Origin of the sequence: Stenotrophomonas maltophilia (assembly GCF_039555535.1) — a bacterium.
Lineage (GTDB): Bacteria > Pseudomonadota > Gammaproteobacteria > Xanthomonadales > Xanthomonadaceae > Stenotrophomonas > Stenotrophomonas maltophilia_Q.
The window spans coordinates 94,458-110,060 of record NZ_CP154630.1; the positions used below are offsets into that span (position 1 = coordinate 94,458).

Sequence of the window (15,603 nt, forward strand, 5' to 3'; positions counted from 1 at the left end):
TGGCTCAACCCGGGAACGGCACAGCCTGCAGCAGCGCGGCGACCACGTCGTCGGCACGCTTCTGCTCGGCCTCGGCGGCGAACGACAGCAGCAGGCGATGGCGCATCACCGGCGCGGCCAGTGCCTGCACATCCTCGCGGGTGGCGGCGAAGCGGCCCTGCAGCAATGCGCGTGCCTTCGCTGCCAGCACCAGCGACTGGCCGGCACGCGGGCCGGCGCCCCACTTCACCCACTGGTTGATCGCAGCCGGAGCGCCTTCGCCAGGCCGGCTGGCGCGTACCAGGCGGGTGATCCAGGCCAGCACATCGGGGCTGACATGCACCTGGCGCACCGCGGCCTGCAGTGCGATCACCGCCTCGGCATCCATCACCTTCGGCACCGTGTCGGTGGCGCCGCCGGTGGTCTGCTCCAGGATCTTCCGTTCCTCGTCCTCGCTGGGGTAATCCACCAGCACGTGCAGCAGGAAGCGGTCCAGCTGCGCTTCCGGCAGCGGGTAGGTGCCGGCCTGCTCGATCGGGTTCTGCGTGGCCAGCACGAAGAACGGCGCCGGTAGCGCATAGGTGGTGCCGGCGTAGCTGACCGTGCGTTCCTGCATGGCTTCCAGCAGCGCCGCCTGGGTCTTGGGTGGGGTGCGGTTGAGTTCGTCGGCGAGCAGCAGATTCGTGAAGATCGGGCCCTGCTGGAAGCGGAAATGGCGATGACCGGTGCCGTGGTCTTCCTCCAGCAGCTCGGTGCCGAGGATGTCGCTGGGCATCAGGTCGGGGGTGAACTGCACGCGCCGGAACTGCAGTTCCAGGGCCTGGCCGAGCGAGCGCACGAGCAGCGTCTTGCCCAACCCGGGCGCACCTTCCAGCAGGCAGTGGCCGCCGGCCAGCAGGCCGATCAGCAGCTGCTCGACCACGGTGTTCTGGCCCACCACCGCGCGTGCGAGCGCAGCGCGCAGATCGTGCAGGCGCGGCAGCAGGGAATCGAGGTCGGGGGCGGTCATGGGCGTGCAGGTCCTATCAGTTGTTCAACGCGTACATCACGATGTTGACGCCGAAGCGGGTGTTGTCTTCGGCCAGGAAACGCTTGTTGCGCCAGTCGTAGTCCCACTCGCAGCCATAGTCCTTGTTGCTGTAGAGCAGGCCCAGGCGGCCATCGACCTCGATGCCCTTCAGGTAGTCGTGCACGAGGTCATCGCCCCAGCCGTTGAGCTCGAAGCTGGTCGCAGGCGGGCCGTCGGGGAATCGGAAGAAGCTGCGGTACAGCGCGTGGCTGTTGGGCAGTTTCTGCAATGCCCTGGGCCCGAACAGGCGGCCCATCTGCGCTTCGAACGAGGTGGCGAACAACCCGTCGATGTCATGGTTGCAGTCATCGACGAAGACGAAGCCGCCGTTGCGCACGTAGCGCACGAAGTTCTGCCGCTCCGCGGCGTTGAACTCGACCAGCGTGTGCCCGGCCAGGTAGCAGAACGGCGCTTCCAGCATGCGCGGGTCGGCCAGGGCCACCACGTGTTCCTGCGGGTCCACCCGCAGCGAGGTGTAGTCGATCAGCGAGGTGATCAGGTTGGACGGCATGCGTGCGTCCACGTCCCAGTCGCCGGAGTCGTACTGCAGCCGGGTGAACCAGAAGTCGTAGCGTGAACTGCGCGGGCCTGCCTGTGCCCAGGCCGGCAGCGCCGCCGCCGAAGCGGCAGCGGCCAACCAGCGCAGGCAGGCCCGGCGATCCATCAGACGGCGTCGGACAGCGAGGTGAAGGTGAAATCGCGCAGCTTCATCGGCGGGATCATCATCACGTAGCTGGATTCATCACCGGCCACGCGCACCGGCTTGCCCAGCTCTTCGATGTTGTTGAGCATGATCACCGGCGATTCGTTGAAGCGGAAGTTCTTCACCGGGTGCTTGATCTGGCCATTCTCGATGTAGAAGGTGCCGTCACGGGTCAGGCCGGTCAGCAGCACGGTCTGCGGATCAACCATGCGGATGTACCAGGTGCGGGTGACCAGGATGCCCTTCTGGGTGCCGCGCACCAGCTCGGCGGTGCTCTTGTCGCCACCGCTCATCAGCAGGTTGCCCGGCGACGCCTTGGCGGTCTTGCCCTGCTTCTGTGCCCAGAAACGCGAGTAGTCCAGGTTGGCGATCTTGCCGTTTTCGATGATGGCCATGCGCTCGCGCGGCAGGCCCTCGTTGTCCCACGGCAGTACAGGCGCATCCGGGTGCCACGGGTCGGCGAACATGGTCACGCGCGGGTCGTAGACCTGCTCGCCCAGCTTGTTGCCGCCGCCCTTCTTGGACAGGAAGCTGCGGCCCTCATCGGCCGAGCGTGCACTGAAGAAGTTCATCATGAAGCTGATCAGGCCGGCGGCCGCGGCCGGCTCCAGGATGACCGTGTACTTGCCCGGCTCCAACGCCTTGGCCTCGGCCGATTCAGTGGCCTTGCGCATGGCGATGCGGATGTCCTGGTCGGCCTTGAAGTCCGCCGCATCCTTCAGGTTGCGGCCGACCCAGCCCGAACCACGGCCATCTTCGGTACGCACGGTGCAGGTGTAATCGAAGTTGGTGGTGCGCTGGTAGGCGAAGTTGCCGTTGCTGTTGGCGGTGGCCTGGAAGCCCTGGCCGTCTTCGAGGAAGCCGGCGGCGATCAGGCCGTGGCCACGGCACGGCGCGATTGAATCGGCGGCAACCTTGGCACGGAAGGCCGGATCGATCGCGGCCGTGGATTCGCTGAAGGTCGGGCTGGCGCGGTAGCTCTGCTTGCCGATGGCCGGCATGAACTCCGGGTTCTCCGGGGCCAGGCGGGCCAGGTCTTCGGCGCGGCGTACCACGCGTTCCAGCGCGGCATCGTCGAACTCGTTGATCGAGGCGGTGCCGACGCGCTTGCCGAAGGCGACGGTGACCGCCAGTTCGGTGTTATCGACAATCCCGCTGGTGGACACGTTGTTCAGTGCGAAACGGATGTTGCCGCTGATCGCGCCGGCCAGCACGGCGGTGCACTCGTCGGCCTTGGACAGGGCAATGACCTTGTCGAGGATGGCCTTGGCCTGGGCTTCGGTGAAGATACTCATGGTGTAAGGGCTCCTGACCGGTCAGCCGAGGCTGCGTGCGGTGTTGATGACGTTGATGCCGTTGAAGCGCGCGGTCGACGAGCCGTGCGAGACCGCCGAGACCTGGCCCGGCTGGCCCTTGCCGTCGAAGAACGAACCGCCCAGGCGGTAGTCGCGCTCGTCGGCCACGGCGGTGCAGGCATTCCAGAACTCCGGCGTGCGGATCTGGTAGGCCACGTCTTCCAGCATGCGGGTGATCTGGCCATTCTTGATCTCGTAGAACAGCTGGCCGCCGAACTGCGCGTTGTAGCGCTGCTGGTCGATCGAGAACGAACCGTCACCGATGATGTAGATGCCGTTCTCCACGTCCTTGATCAGGTCGGGCACGCTCAGCGGCTTCTTGCCTGGCGCCATCGACACGTTGGCCATGCGCTGGAACTGCACGCTGGACCACGAGTCGGCATAGCAGCAGCCGTCGGACTCGGTCTTGCCGAGGATGTGGGCCTGGTCGCGGATGGTCTGGTAGTCCACCAGCTTGCCATTGCTGATCAGGTCCCACCGCTTGCACTTCACGCCTTCGTCGTCGTACGCCACCGCGCCGAGGCTGCCCGGCTGGGTCTTGTCGGCAAAGATGTTGACCAGCTCGCTGCCGTACTGGAAATGCTGTTCGCGCTTGTCCAGGGTGGCGAAGCTGGTGCCGGCATAGTTGGCTTCGTAGCCGAGCACGCGGTCCAGTTCCAGCGGGTGGCCGATCGACTCGTGGATGGTCAGCCAGGTGTGCGACGGGTCCAGCACCAGGTCGTACTTGCCCGGCTTCACCGACGGCGCCTTCAGTTTCTCCTGCGCCTGCTTTGCGGCGGCGATGGCGTCTTCCTTCATGTCGTAGGAGGAGCTGTAGTTGACCACGCCATTGGGGCCTACCACCTTGCCGGCGGTGGCGCCATCCAGGTACTCGTATCCCAGGCCCATCGGCGAGGACAGGCCCGAACGGGTACGGAACTTGCCGCTGGACTTGTCGATGGCGGTGACCGTCATCGGCGCCCAGATGCGGTGCACGTCCTGGTCGATGTAGGAGCCGTCGGTGGAGGCGAAGTACTTCTGCTCGTTGACCAGGAACAGCATCGAGTTGACGAAGCTGGCACCGGCACCCATCGCCGCAGCGTTGACGTCCAGCAGCAGGCCGACCTTGTCCTTGATCGGTACCTCCATCGCGTTCTTGCGGATCGGCGTGCGCCAGCTCACCTCGCCCACGCCCGGTGCCTTGGCCAGCTGTACCGGCGCGGTCTGCACGCCGGCGTTGGCCTTGGCGATGGCCGCCGCCTGCTGCGCGGCCTTGGCCACGTCGGCGGTGCCCAGCGCATTGGTGGCGGCAAAGCCCCACGCACCGTTGACGATCACGCGGATGCCCACACCGGTGGACTCGGTGTTCACCACGTTCTGCACCTTGTCTTCGCGGGTGATCACGAACTGCCGCAGGTAGCGGCCGATGCGCACGTCGCAGTAGGTGGCGCCAGCGCTGCGTGCGGCCTGCAGGGCGGCGTCGGCCAAGCGCTTCTTCAGCGCCGGGTCGAGAGTGGACTGCAGCTGCTCGGCGGCGATCACCTTGCCGAAGAAGGAGGGCACGATCAGCCCGCCCGCGGTAAGCCCGGTCAGGGCCAGGAAGTCACGTCTTTGCAAGGCTGCTCTCCATGTCGAAGGATGGGTGGCTCAAGCGCCGAGACTGCGCGCGGTGTTGATGATGTTGATGCCGTTGAAACGGGTGGTGGACGAACCGTGCGAGACCGCCGAGACCTGGCCGGGCTGGCCCTTGCCGTCGAAGAACGAACCGCCCAGGCGGAAGTCACGCTCATCGCAGATCGCGGTGCAGGCATTCCAGAATTCCGGCGTGCGGATCTGGTAGGCCGCATCCTCGACCATGCCGGCGATCTTTCCGTCCTTGATCTGGTAGTACAGCTGGCCACCGAACTGCGCGTTGTAGCGCTGCTGGTCGATCGAATACGAACCGCGGCCGTGGATCCAGATGCCGTTCTCCACGTCCTTGATCATGTCCTCGACGCTGAGCGGCTGCTTGCCCGGCGCCAGCGAGACATTGGCCATGCGCTGGAACTGCACGCTGGACCAGGAATCGGCGTAACTGCAGCCATGCGATGCATCGCGCCCGAGGATATGGGCTTCATCGCGGGTGGCCTGGTAGTCGACCAGGATGCCGTCGCGCACCAGGTCCCAGCGCTGGGTCTTCACCCCTTCGTCGTCGTAGCCGACCGCGCCGAGGCTGCCGGGCTGTGTCTTGTCGGCGAAGAAGGTGACGATATCGCTGCCCCAGCGGAAGCCGGCATCGCGCTTGTCCAGCGTGGCGAAGCTGGTGCCGGCGTAGTTGGCCTCGTAGCCGAGCACGCGGTCCAGTTCCAGCGGGTGGCCAACGTTCTCGTGGATGGTCAGGAACAGGTTGGATGGGTCCAGCACCAGGTCGTACTTGCCGGGCTTCACCGACGGCGCCTTCAGTTTCTCTCGCGCGTGGCGGGCGGCCGCAATGGCGTCCTCGACCGGGTCGTAGGAGTCGCGGTAAGCAGTGATGCCGCCCGGCAACTGCACCTTGCCGCGCGCATCGCCATCAAGGAATTCGTAGCCCATGCCCATTGGCGAAGACAGGCCGGCGCGGGTACGGAACCTGCCGCTGGCCTTGTCGATGGCGGTGGCGGTGAACGGCAGCCAGATGCGGTGGATATCCTGGTCGATGAACGAGCCGTCGCTGGAGGCGAAGTACTTCTGTTCGTTGACCAGGAACAGGGTGGAATTGATGTAGTCGGCACCCGCATTCAGCGCGGCGGCATTGAGTGCCAGCAGCAGCTCGACCTTGTCCTGGATCGGCACCGCCATCGCGTTGCGGCGCACCGGTGTCTGCCAGCGCACCTCTCCGACCGAGGGCGTCGGCGCCAGCTGCACCGGCCGGGTCTGGATGGTGGCGTTGGCACGGGCGATCGCCGCAGCCTGCTCGACCGCAGCGCGCACGGCGGCCTCGGTCTGCTGATGGGTTGCAGCGAAGCCCCAGGCACCGTTGACGATCACCCGCACACCCACGCCGGACGATTCGCGGTTGGTCACATTGCCGACCTGATGCTCGCGGGTGATGACCGACTGGTTGAGGTAGCGCCCGATGCGCACATCGCAGTAGCTGGCCTTGGCGGTGCGTGCGGCTGCCAGCGCGAGCTCGGCCAGACGCCGGCGCTGGGCGGTATCGACCGGCGCCAACAGCTGCTCGGCGGCGATGGCACGGGAATGCGGCAGCAGCAGGCCCGCCAGGCCCAGACCGGAAAAAGCCAGGAACTCACGTCGTTGCACAGCGTTTCTCTCTCTCGCTTGCGTGCGGTTGGCAACAGGCCGGACCGATCACGTCAACTCCTCGACTTTCGCCAGCACGGCGCGCGGGGACAAGTGACTGCAGTCATGGTTGGGGAGGGTTTCGGCAGGGCTGCGCCCTGCACCTGCTCAATGCAACGGCCGAAGCCGAAGCCGAAGCGGCATTCCGTGAGTTGGCGGGGCGGTGTGGGTGGGCAGGACACGCCGTAAACCCGTCCCTGGGGGCTCGATGGCGCCATCCATGGCGCCAACGGTCCTGCCCACCCACACCGCCCCACCTCTGACAGATTCCGGGTGGCTGTTGGTAGGTGTCGACCTTGGTCGACACATCTGTCAGATATCGATACATAAAAATGGGGTCAGATCCGTTTTCCTGCGGAAAACGGATCTGATCCCGAGAGCCGTTCCTGCAGACCGCAGGAAACTGTCGAAGGCGGGGTGGGTCCGGTTGCGGGGCGTGAGCGGCATGGGCCCGAGGCATGCCTCGGGCGGGTTGGGCAGGACGCCCAACCCCGGTCTTGCCGTGTGCGCAGGACAGCGCACACGAGCAAGGCGCGACCGAGCCTCCATGGACGGATTCACGGCGTCCCCCGCCACCGGACCCACCCGCCATCCCACGGAATGCCAGCTTTTGACGTTGCTCTGGCTCCGGCTTCGGCGGGTGCAGGGCGCCGCCCTGCCGAGCAACACCCCCTCGTGCACAATGGGCCGACCCCGCCTGGACCCCGTCCTGATGTCGAGCAAGCCGTATTCAGAAGCCTGCGAGCGCAACCGCGAACCGATCGCCGCCGCACTCGATCCGTGGATGGGTGACCGCCACCGGGTGCTGGAAGTCGGCAGCGGCACCGGCCAGCACGCCGCCTTCTTCGCCGAGCGCTGGCCGTGGTTGCGCTGGCAGCCCAGTGATCACCCGGATCATCTCCCTGGCATCGAGGCATGGCGTGCCGAAGCAGCCTTGCTGAATCTGCTGCCGCCGCTGGCGCTGCAGGTGGAACTGCCGCCGGCACCCGGCCTGTCGCTACCCGAGGGCAGCGCGTTCGACGCCGGGTTCAGCGCCAACACGCTGCACATCATGAGCTGGGACCACGTACAGGCGCTGTTCGCCGCGCTGCCACCGGTGCTGCGCCATGGCGCGCTGCTGGCGGTGTATGGGCCGTTCAATTACGGCGGCCGCTACACCAGCGACAGCAACGCACAGTTCGATGGCTGGCTGAAGGCGCGCGACCCGCGCAGCGGTATCCGCGATAGCGAAGCGGTGCAGGCGCTGGCGGCAGACAACGGCTTCACCCGCCTGGGTGACGTGGCGATGCCGGCCAACAACCGGCTGTTGCTGTGGCGGTTGGGCTGAACCGCCGGTAGTGCCGGCCAGCGGCCGGCACCACCTTCAAGCGACCTGCACGATATGCAGCGCCTTCGGATTGCGCCACTGCGCCAGCAGCGCCGCTTCACGCGCCTTGGCCTGTGCGAAATGCGCTTCCTTGACGTGGCCGAAGCCGCGGATGTGCTCGGGAATGCTGGCGATTTCCACCGCCAGCGACAGACGATCATCCTCCAGGCCGTCCAGCAGCACCTGCACCGTCGCCTCGTAATCAGCAATCAGCTGGCGCTCCATGCGGCGCTCTTCAGTGCGCCCGAACACGTCGAGCCGGCCGCCGCGCAGGAACTTCAGCTTGGCCAGCAGGCCAAACGCCTTGAACATCCACGGGCCGTATTCCTTCTTCAGCAACCGGCCCTGCTCGTCCTTCTTCGCGAACAGCGGCGGTGCCAGGTGGAAGCGCAGCTGGTAGTCGCCCTCGAACTGCTGTTGCAGGCGCCGCTGGAAGTCGCCGCTGGTGTACAGGCGGGCCACTTCGTACTCGTCCTTGTAGGCCATCAGCTTGAACAGGTAGCGGGCTACGGTCTCGGTCAGCGCGGTGGAACCGCCGATGCGGTCGGCCTCAGTGGCGCGCACGCGTGCCACCAGATCACGGTACCGCTTGGCGTAGGCGGCATCCTGGTACTCGACCAGGAACGCGGCGCGCCGTTCGATCATTTCATCCAGCGAGCGCGACAGGCGCGCGTCGTCCAGCGGCAGGAAGGCCACGTCGCCACCGTGCGAGGGCAGGCCGCGCAGTTCGCGTTCGTCGGCCGTGTTGCGCGGTGCCGCGGTGGCGCCCCACTCGTTGCCTTCCCACTCGCCCGGCGGCAGCGCGTGCAGCGGGCCCGGGGTGGATTCGGTATCGGTGTGGCGGTTGCGCACCAGGCCGGCGGCCTGCTGCACGGCCTGCGGATCGACCACGGCCAGGCGGCCCCAGGCGAACGCCTGCTGGTTCATCGCCACGGCGGCGCCATTCAACTCGATGGCGCGCATCAGCGACTCGAACGACAGCGGCACCAGGCCCTGCTGCCAGGCGTAGCCGAGGATGAACAGGTTGGCGGCGATGGCATCGCCCAGCAGCGCGGTGGCCAGCTGGGTGGCATCGAGCAGCAGCGGTTCCTGGCCGCCCAGGGCCACGCGCACGCCGGCGACGATGTCGGCGGCGGGGAACTGCATGTCCGGGCGGGTGGTGAAGGTGCCGGGCATCGCTTCATAGGTGTTCAGTACTACCTGCGAACGGCCCGCGCGGACCTTGGACAGTGCCCAGTAGTCATTCACCACCACCATGTCGCAGCCCAGCACCAGGTCGGCCTCGCCGGCGGCGATGCGCACGGCATGGATGTCGTCGGGGCGGCGAGCGATGCGGATGTGGGTGGTCACCGCGCCGCCTTTCTGCGCCAGTCCGGTCTGATCGAGCACGGTCGCGCCCTTGCCTTCCAGGTGGCCGGCCATGCCCAGCAGCGCGCCGATGGTCACCACGCCGGTACCGCCGACGCCGGTGATCAGGATGTTCCAGGGCTGTTCCAGCGTGCCGCGGATGGTCGGTGCCGGCAGGTTGTCCAGCAGCGTGGAGGCATCGCGCTTGCTGCCCTTGCGCGGCTGTCCACCGTGCACGGTGACGAAGCTCGGGCAGAACCCGTTCACGCAGGAGTAGTCCTTGTTGCAGTTGGACTGGTCGATCTCGCGCTTGCGCCCGAACTCGGTTTCCTTCGGCAGCACCGACACGCAGAAGCTCTTCTTGCCGCAGTCACCGCAGCCTTCGCAGACCAGCGAGTTGATCAGCACACGCTTCTGCGGGTCTTCCAGCTTGCCGCGCTTGCGACGGCGGCGCTTCTCGGTGGCGCAGGTCTGTTCGTAGATCAGGATCGAGACGCCCTTCACTTCGCGCAGGCGCTTCTGCACGGCATCCAGCTCGCTGCGGTCGTGGAACTCCACGTCGCTGGGGAAGTGCTCACGCTGGCCGGTCCACTTGCCGATGTTGTCCGACAGCACCACGATGGTGTGGATGCCTTCGGCGCGCATCTGCCGTGCAATGTCGGGCACGCTCAGCGGGCCGTCCACCGGCTGGCCGCCGGTCATCGCCACCGCATCGTTGTAGAGGATCTTGTAGGTGATGTTGACGCCGGCCGCGACTGCCTGGCGGATCGCCAGCGAACCACTATGGAAATAGGTGCCGTCGCCCAGGTTCTGGAACACGTGCGGGGTATCGGTGAACGGCGCCTGCCCGGCCCAGGTCACGCCTTCGCCGCCCATGTGGGTGAAGGTGTCGGTGCTGCGGTCCATCCAGGTCACCATGTAATGGCAACCGATGCCGGCCAGCGCACGCGAGCCTTCCGGCACGGTGGTGGAGGTGTTGTGCGGGCAGCCGGAGCAGTAATGCGGCACGCGCGGGAAGCTGGCGCGCGGCAACGCAAGCTCGGCTTCCTTTTCCTGCATCCACTGCAGGCGCTGTTCGATCGATTCGTTGTTGAAGAACTTCTGGATGCGGCGGCCGATCACGCCGGCGATGGTGGCGGGGGTAAGTTCGCCGGTGGACGGCAGGATCCACTCGCCGCTTTCGTCGTACTTGCCGACGATGGACGGGCGCTGGCCCCAGCTGGCCGGCCAGTTGAAGAACTGTTCCTTCATCTGGCGCTCGATGAAGGCACGCTTTTCCTCCACCACGATGATGTCTTCCAGGCCCTGCGCGAAGCGCGCGATGCCTTCCGGCTCCAGCGGCCAGGTCATGCCGACCTTGTACACGCGGATGCCGATGTCGGCGCAGGCGGCTTCGTCCAGGCCCAGGTACTCCAGCGCCTGCAGCACGTCCAGGTAGCTCTTGCCGGTGGTGACGATGCCCAGCCGCGCGCGCGGTGCGTCCATCACCACCTTGTCGATGCCGTTGGCGCGGGCAAAGGCCTGTGCGGCCTTCACCGCATAGCGGTGCAGGCGCATCTCCTGGTCCATCGGCGGGTCCGGCCAGCGGATGTTGAGGCCCCCGCCGGGCAGCTCGAAGTCTTCCGGCAGCACGATGCGGCGCGCCAGCGGATCGACCTGCACCGAGGCCGATGATTCCACCGTTTCGGCGATGGTCTTGAAGCCGACCCAGCGCCCGGTATAGCGGCTCATCGCCCAGCCGAGCAGGCCCATGTCGAGGATGTCCTGCACGCCGGCCGGGTTCAGCACCGGCATCATCGCGCTGACGAATTCGTCTTCGCTGCCGTGGGGCAGGGTCGAGCTGCGGCAGGCATGGTCATCGGCAGCCAGCGCCAGCACGCCGCCGTAGCGCGAGGTGCCGGCCGCGTTGGCATGCTTGAACACGTCGCCGCAGCGGTCCACGCCCGGGCCCTTGCCGTACCACATGCCGAACACGCCCTGCACGTTGGCGCCGGGGAACAGGTTGGTCTGCTGGGTGCCCCACACCATGGTGGCGCCCAGATCCTCGTTCAGGCCAGGGGTGAACTTCACCTTCGCCGCTTCAAGATGCTTGCGCGCGCGCCACAGTTCCAGGTCGAAGCCACCCAGCGGGCTGCCACGATAGCCGCTGACGAAGCCGGCGCTGTCGATGCCTTCGGCGGCATCGCGCAGGCGCTGCATCAGTGGCAGCCGCACCAGCGCCTGCACGCCACTCAGGTAGATCCGCCCCTCGTTGCGGGTGTACTTGTGGTCGAGCGTGTAATCACGGTCGAGCAGGTCGGCGGAAGAGGGCGAAGTGAGTTGCGCGGTACTGGTCATGGCTGGCCCGGTAGGATCGGCTGGCACCGGCCGCGTGCAGGCACGCGGCGGGAAAGGCGCGAATTGTAGCAGCGGGGCCGTGGTGGTCCCGGCACTCGCGCCCGCGCCGCTGCTGGGGTTAGGATCGGGGCGAGAGAGGGAGGCTGCGGTTGTGCAGCCTGGGGAGAAGGGATGTCAGTTCCAGGAAAGATCCTGGCCAGCGTTCTGCTGGCCTCGGGAGCGGTCACGGCGTGGGCCGCGCCGGCCATGCCGGCACCACAGGAGTTCTACTTCGACAGCGACTTGGCGGCGGCACCGATGGTGGCGATGCAGGGCGAGGGCGATGAGCTGGTCACCCAGCTGGTGAGGCTGCGCGAGCGCGGCCGGCGAGCGGTGGAAGCCACCGTGCAGCTGGCTTCAATGGCCAGTACCCAGGGCCGTGCCGAGCTGGCCGACCAGCTGTACGGCGAGGCTTTGAAGGAGGCGCCGGCACAGAGCAGCGCGGGCCGCAGCGTGCGCTGGAACTATGGCTGGGACCTGCTGCGCCAAGGCAAGCCGGAGGCAGCGCTGGAGCAATGGCTGTCATCGGCCGGCAATGCGCGCAGCAAGCCCAGCTGGGTGCCACCGACCTATGCGCTGGCGCTGTGGCGGATGGGGCAGAAACAGGAAGCGGTGCAGTGGTATGCCGCGGCGGTGCGTACCGAGCCGTCGCAGTGGAGCACCAGTGCCAACTACGCACAGCTGCTGCCGCAATGGCGCGATGATGAGCGTGCGTCGTTGGCCGAAGTGCAGCAGGCCTGGGCGGCCGCACCGCCTGCGTGGCCCTGAGGTTGGGGGTTCGGCCGGGTTGCACCCGGCACCCGCAGAGGCAACGGCCGAAGCAACAGCCCAAGCAACAGCAACAGCGGGCATTTCGCGGGATGGCGGGGCGGTGTGGGTTGGCAGGACACGCCGTAGACCCGTCCCTGGGGGCTCGATGGCACCATCCATGGCGCCAACGGTCCTGCCAACCCACACCGCCCCACCTCTGACGGTTCGACGCTGCAGTTGGTAGGTGTCGACCTTGGTCGACACGGTAGATCCACGCCATGCGTGGAGGAATCTGTATCGGAATCGACTATTCGATATCTGATCGAAATGCAGCCGAGCGTGGGCTCGGCTCTACAAAAAGCGGCCAGCCAACCGGTTTTGCTCTTGCTCTTCTTCTTTCTTCTACGTGGCTGATCGCCCCCGGAAACTGTCAGAGGCCGGGCGGGCAGGCTGCGCAGGGGCGTGAGCCGCATGGATGCGGCGATCGAGCTTACATGGACGTACTTGCAGCGTCCCCTGCGCAGCCTGTCCGCCCGGCCCCACCCGGCATTCGCCTCCAGCGAGCAACCACGAGGGGCTGCGCCGTTCGCTGGAAACTCAATCGTCCGCGGAAACCGTCCGCCCCGACGCCCACGCCCGCAGTGCCTCCACCTGCTCGGCCATCAGCACCGACAACGGCCGCGTGGCGCGGATCTCGTTCATCAGCAGCTCGGTGTCCAGCGGCCGGCCCTCGGCATGCGCCGCGTACAGCCCGGCCACGATCGCCTGTTCGATCTCGGCGCCGGAGAACCCATTGGCGGCAGCCGCCAGCGCGGGTAGCGCGAAGTCGTCGGCGTTGAGCTGGCGCCGGCCCAGGTGCAGCCGCAGCAGCTCCACGCGCACCTCAGGCGAGGGCAGGTCGACGAAGAAGATCTCGTCGAAGCGGCCTTTGCGCAGCAGCTCGGCAGGCAGCTCGTGCACCTGGTTGGCAGTGGCCACGATGAACACGGGTGCCTTGCGCTCGGCCATCCAGGTCAGCAGATGGCCGAGCACGCGGCGCGACACGCCGCCATCTTCGCCACCGCTGGCCAGGCCCTTCTCGATTTCGTCCATCCACAGCACGCAGGGCGCCAGCTGCTCGGCCGAAGCCAGGGCCTGGCGCAGGTTGGCCTCGGTCTCGCCGTGGTACTTGTTGTACAGCGCACCCACGTCCAGGCGTAGCAATGGCACGCCGAAGCCGGCAGCGGTGGCCTTGGCCAGCATCGACTTGCCGCAGCCCTGTACGCCCAGCAGCAGCATGCCGCGCGGCGGGTCCAGCCCGGCCGGTGCCGAGCCAGCGATGAACGCCACACGCCGCTGGTTGATCCAGCGCTTGAGCCGGTTGGCGCCGGCCACGTCGCCGAAGCGCGCGCTGTCATGCTCGAAGAACAGGTGGCCGCTGCGGTTGAGCAGTTCGAACTTCAGTCGTGCCAGCTGCGGCAGGTCGTCGTCGCGCAGCGCACCGTCGGCGTAGATCAGCTGGCGCGCAATGCGCCGGGCGTCGACCAGGCTCAGGCCCTGCAGGTTCTTCAGGATCTTCTTCACCGCCTCGCTGTCGACCTCGACCCGGCGGCCACCATGCTCCCGGGCGTAGGCATCGGCCTCCTCGCGCAGCATCTTCAGCAGGGCGTTGGCGTCGGGCAGGCGCGGGTTGAAGCGTACCGCCAGCGCTTCCAGCTCGGCCGGCAGTTCCACCTTGGCACCGATCAGCACCAGCACATGAGGTTCGCTGTGGCGGCGCTGGATCAGGTCGCGCAGGGCGCGCTGGTGGCTGGCATAACCCAGGTAGGGGTGGAAATCGAGGAGCAGGTAGACCCCGCGCTGCTCGGCCTGGCGGATCATCTGCAGGGCCGCGCTGGCGTCGGGTGGCCCGACCGGCGGATCTTCGCTGTCCAGGTCGATGCGGCGCAGGCCCTCGGTGATCGACCAGCGGTGCAGCGCCCGCCATACGTGCATCAGCGTCTGCCGGAACAGATCGACGATGCGACCCTCGTCCTGGGTCTCGATCACGATCAGGGGGGTGTTGGCGCGGATCAGTGCGCTCAGGTCCTGCAGCTCGCTCATGCCGGTTCGATCCTTCGGGGGCGCCACGATAGCAAAGGCGATGGCTACAGGTTCAGCACAGTGCTACCTCCCGTCACCACCGCCGGTGTACGCTCGGGGCACGTACCCGGAAGCGAGGCTGGCATGAAGACGATCCTGGTGGCCGGTTCCAAGGGCGGGGTGGGCAAGACCACCCTCGCCACCCACCTGGCCGCGTACGCGGCATTGCAGGGCAAGGCCACGGTGATCGCCGATGCCGACCCGCAGGGCTCCAGCACCCGCTGGGCACAACGGCGTGCCGGGCTGGAAAGCGCGGTGCTCCCCATTGATGTGTATCGGAAGAAGCAGTGGGCACAGAAGCTGCCCGACGGCACCGAAACCGTCATCATCGACGCACCGGCCGGTGCGTTGGCCGACGATATCCCCCATTTCCTTGACGCTGCCGACGCGGTGGTGGTGCCGGTGCTGCCCTCGGCGCTGGACATCGAAGCCATCGTCGGCTTCCTCAACAGCCTGGCCCGGAACCCGCGGGTGCACAGCCGCAAGCTGCCGGTCGGGCTGGTCCTGAACCGCACCAAGCCCTGGACCCAGACCTCGCAGCAGGCGCTGCAGATGCTGGCCGAATGGCCGTACCCGGTGGTCGCGCAGCTGCGTGACAGCCAGAGCTACGTGGTCATGACCGGCCTCGGCCGCAGCCTGTTCGACTACCGCTCCGCCCAGGTGCGCGAGCACCAGGCCGACTGGGAGCCGCTGCTGTCCTGGCTCAAGCTTTGATGCCTGCGTCACTCTTTCTGCTGCATCCTCTTCTTCATGGAAACCCGCGATGCGTGAACTGATCCTGCTGCGCCATGCCCATGCCGAACCGGCTACCCCCGGCCAGGCCGACCTCGACCGGCCGTTGTCGCCGGTGGGGCTGGCCGAAGCCGAAGCCGCCGGCAAGTGGCTGAAGGAAAACAACCTGCTGCCGGACTGCGTGCTGTGTTCACCGGCGCGGCGTACCCGCGAAACCCTGGAAGCCGTGCTCGGCACCATCGGTTACGTGGAAAAGCGCCTGGAAGACCGCATCTACGAAGCCACCCCCGGCACCCTGGCGGCATTGGTGGACGACCGCCGTGATCTCGACCGGGTACTGATCGTTGGCCACAACCCGGGCCTGGAGCGGCTGGTGGCGTTGATGACCGAGGGTACCAGCAGCGACTACCGCGGCATGCCGCCGGCGGGCATCGCCGTGCTCGGCTTCCCGCGTGAGGCCTCGATCGAGCCAGGCGTGGCCAGCCTGAACGCATTCTGGTGGCCGTGA

The 15,603-nt window shown here is 67.1% G+C and carries 11 protein-coding genes; 4 read left to right on the forward strand and 7 right to left on the reverse strand.

Features of this window, described 5'->3' with window-relative positions:
- Positions 1–4: 4 nt before the first annotated feature.
- Genes AASM09_RS00395 through AASM09_RS00415 form a run of 5 tightly spaced genes read right to left on the reverse strand, consistent with a single transcriptional unit; the run spans position 5 to position 6,364 of the window.
- The gene (locus tag AASM09_RS00395; RefSeq protein ID WP_049430858.1) at positions 5–988 is read right to left on the reverse strand and encodes an AAA family ATPase; all 984 of its coding nucleotides are present in this window, start codon (positions 986–988) and stop codon (positions 5–7) included.
- 16 nt (positions 989–1,004) lie between these two features.
- Positions 1,005–1,712, reverse strand: a complete 708-nt coding sequence (locus tag AASM09_RS00400; protein WP_049430856.1) for a DUF4159 domain-containing protein — start codon at positions 1,710–1,712, stop codon at positions 1,005–1,007.
- Positions 1,712–3,046 carry a TldD/PmbA family protein gene (locus AASM09_RS00405; RefSeq protein ID WP_049430853.1) on the reverse strand — a complete coding sequence of 445 codons (1,335 nt, stop codon included), beginning with the start codon at positions 3,044–3,046 and terminating at the stop codon, positions 1,712–1,714. Before AASM09_RS00405 ends, AASM09_RS00400 begins: the two co-directional genes overlap by 1 nt.
- A gap of 21 nt (positions 3,047–3,067) precedes the next feature.
- Positions 3,068–4,702 (reverse strand): TldD/PmbA family protein, encoded by a 1,635-nt coding sequence (locus AASM09_RS00410; RefSeq protein ID WP_049430850.1) that lies wholly within the window; start codon positions 4,700–4,702, stop codon positions 3,068–3,070.
- A 30-nt stretch (positions 4,703–4,732) separates the two neighbouring features.
- Positions 4,733–6,364 (reverse strand): TldD/PmbA family protein, encoded by a 1,632-nt coding sequence (locus AASM09_RS00415; protein ID WP_049430849.1) that lies wholly within the window; start codon positions 6,362–6,364, stop codon positions 4,733–4,735.
- Positions 6,365–7,115: 751 nt separating this feature from the next.
- On the opposite strand from AASM09_RS00415, the gene AASM09_RS00420 reads away from it, so the two are divergent.
- Positions 7,116–7,730 carry a DUF938 domain-containing protein gene (locus tag AASM09_RS00420; protein ID WP_049427800.1) on the forward strand — a complete coding sequence of 205 codons (615 nt, stop codon included), beginning with the start codon at positions 7,116–7,118 and terminating at the stop codon, positions 7,728–7,730.
- Between the two features lie 36 nt (positions 7,731–7,766).
- On the opposite strand, the gene AASM09_RS00425 is transcribed toward AASM09_RS00420, so the two are convergent.
- Positions 7,767–11,453, reverse strand: coding sequence for an indolepyruvate ferredoxin oxidoreductase family protein (locus tag AASM09_RS00425; protein WP_049427798.1), 3,687 nt, complete (start codon positions 11,451–11,453; stop codon positions 7,767–7,769).
- Between the two features lie 171 nt (positions 11,454–11,624).
- Here AASM09_RS00425 and AASM09_RS00430 point away from each other — a divergent pair, with 171 nt between their 5' ends.
- A complete protein-coding gene (locus AASM09_RS00430; RefSeq protein WP_049427797.1) occupies positions 11,625–12,260 on the forward strand; it encodes a tetratricopeptide repeat protein in 636 nt (211 codons plus the stop codon).
- A 579-nt stretch (positions 12,261–12,839) separates the two neighbouring features.
- Here AASM09_RS00430 and AASM09_RS00435 read toward each other — a convergent pair.
- On the reverse strand, positions 12,840–14,324 hold the full coding sequence (locus AASM09_RS00435; protein ID WP_049429869.1) for an AAA family ATPase: 1,485 nt from the start codon (positions 14,322–14,324) through the stop codon (positions 12,840–12,842).
- Positions 14,325–14,447: 123 nt separating this feature from the next.
- Here AASM09_RS00435 and AASM09_RS00440 point away from each other — a divergent pair, with 123 nt between their 5' ends.
- Together AASM09_RS00440 and AASM09_RS00445 are read left to right on the forward strand one after the other, a co-directional pair.
- Positions 14,448–15,077, forward strand: coding sequence for a ParA family protein (locus AASM09_RS00440; protein ID WP_049429868.1), 630 nt, complete (start codon positions 14,448–14,450; stop codon positions 15,075–15,077).
- Between the two features lie 49 nt (positions 15,078–15,126).
- Positions 15,127–15,603, forward strand: a complete 477-nt coding sequence (locus tag AASM09_RS00445; RefSeq protein ID WP_005407539.1) for a SixA phosphatase family protein — start codon at positions 15,127–15,129, stop codon at positions 15,601–15,603.

What these genes read in the sequence shown, in the direction of transcription:
- AASM09_RS00445 (WP_005407539.1), top strand. Translation starts at nt 15,127, where the DNA reads ATGCGTGAACTGATCCTGCTGCGCCATGCCCATGCCGAACCGGCTACC.
- AASM09_RS00420 (WP_049427800.1), top strand. Translation starts at nt 7,116, where the DNA reads ATGTCGAGCAAGCCGTATTCAGAAGCCTGCGAGCGCAACCGCGAACCG.
- AASM09_RS00395 (WP_049430858.1), bottom strand. Translation starts at nt 988, where the DNA reads ATGACCGCCCCCGACCTCGATTCCCTGCTGCCGCGCCTGCACGATCTG.
- AASM09_RS00430 (WP_049427797.1), top strand. Translation starts at nt 11,625, where the DNA reads ATGTCAGTTCCAGGAAAGATCCTGGCCAGCGTTCTGCTGGCCTCGGGA.
- AASM09_RS00400 (WP_049430856.1), bottom strand. Translation starts at nt 1,712, where the DNA reads ATGGATCGCCGGGCCTGCCTGCGCTGGTTGGCCGCTGCCGCTTCGGCG.
- AASM09_RS00435 (WP_049429869.1), bottom strand. Translation starts at nt 14,324, where the DNA reads ATGAGCGAGCTGCAGGACCTGAGCGCACTGATCCGCGCCAACACCCCC.
- AASM09_RS00405 (WP_049430853.1), bottom strand. Translation starts at nt 3,046, where the DNA reads ATGAGTATCTTCACCGAAGCCCAGGCCAAGGCCATCCTCGACAAGGTC.
- AASM09_RS00425 (WP_049427798.1), bottom strand. Translation starts at nt 11,453, where the DNA reads ATGACCAGTACCGCGCAACTCACTTCGCCCTCTTCCGCCGACCTGCTC.
- AASM09_RS00440 (WP_049429868.1), top strand. Translation starts at nt 14,448, where the DNA reads ATGAAGACGATCCTGGTGGCCGGTTCCAAGGGCGGGGTGGGCAAGACC.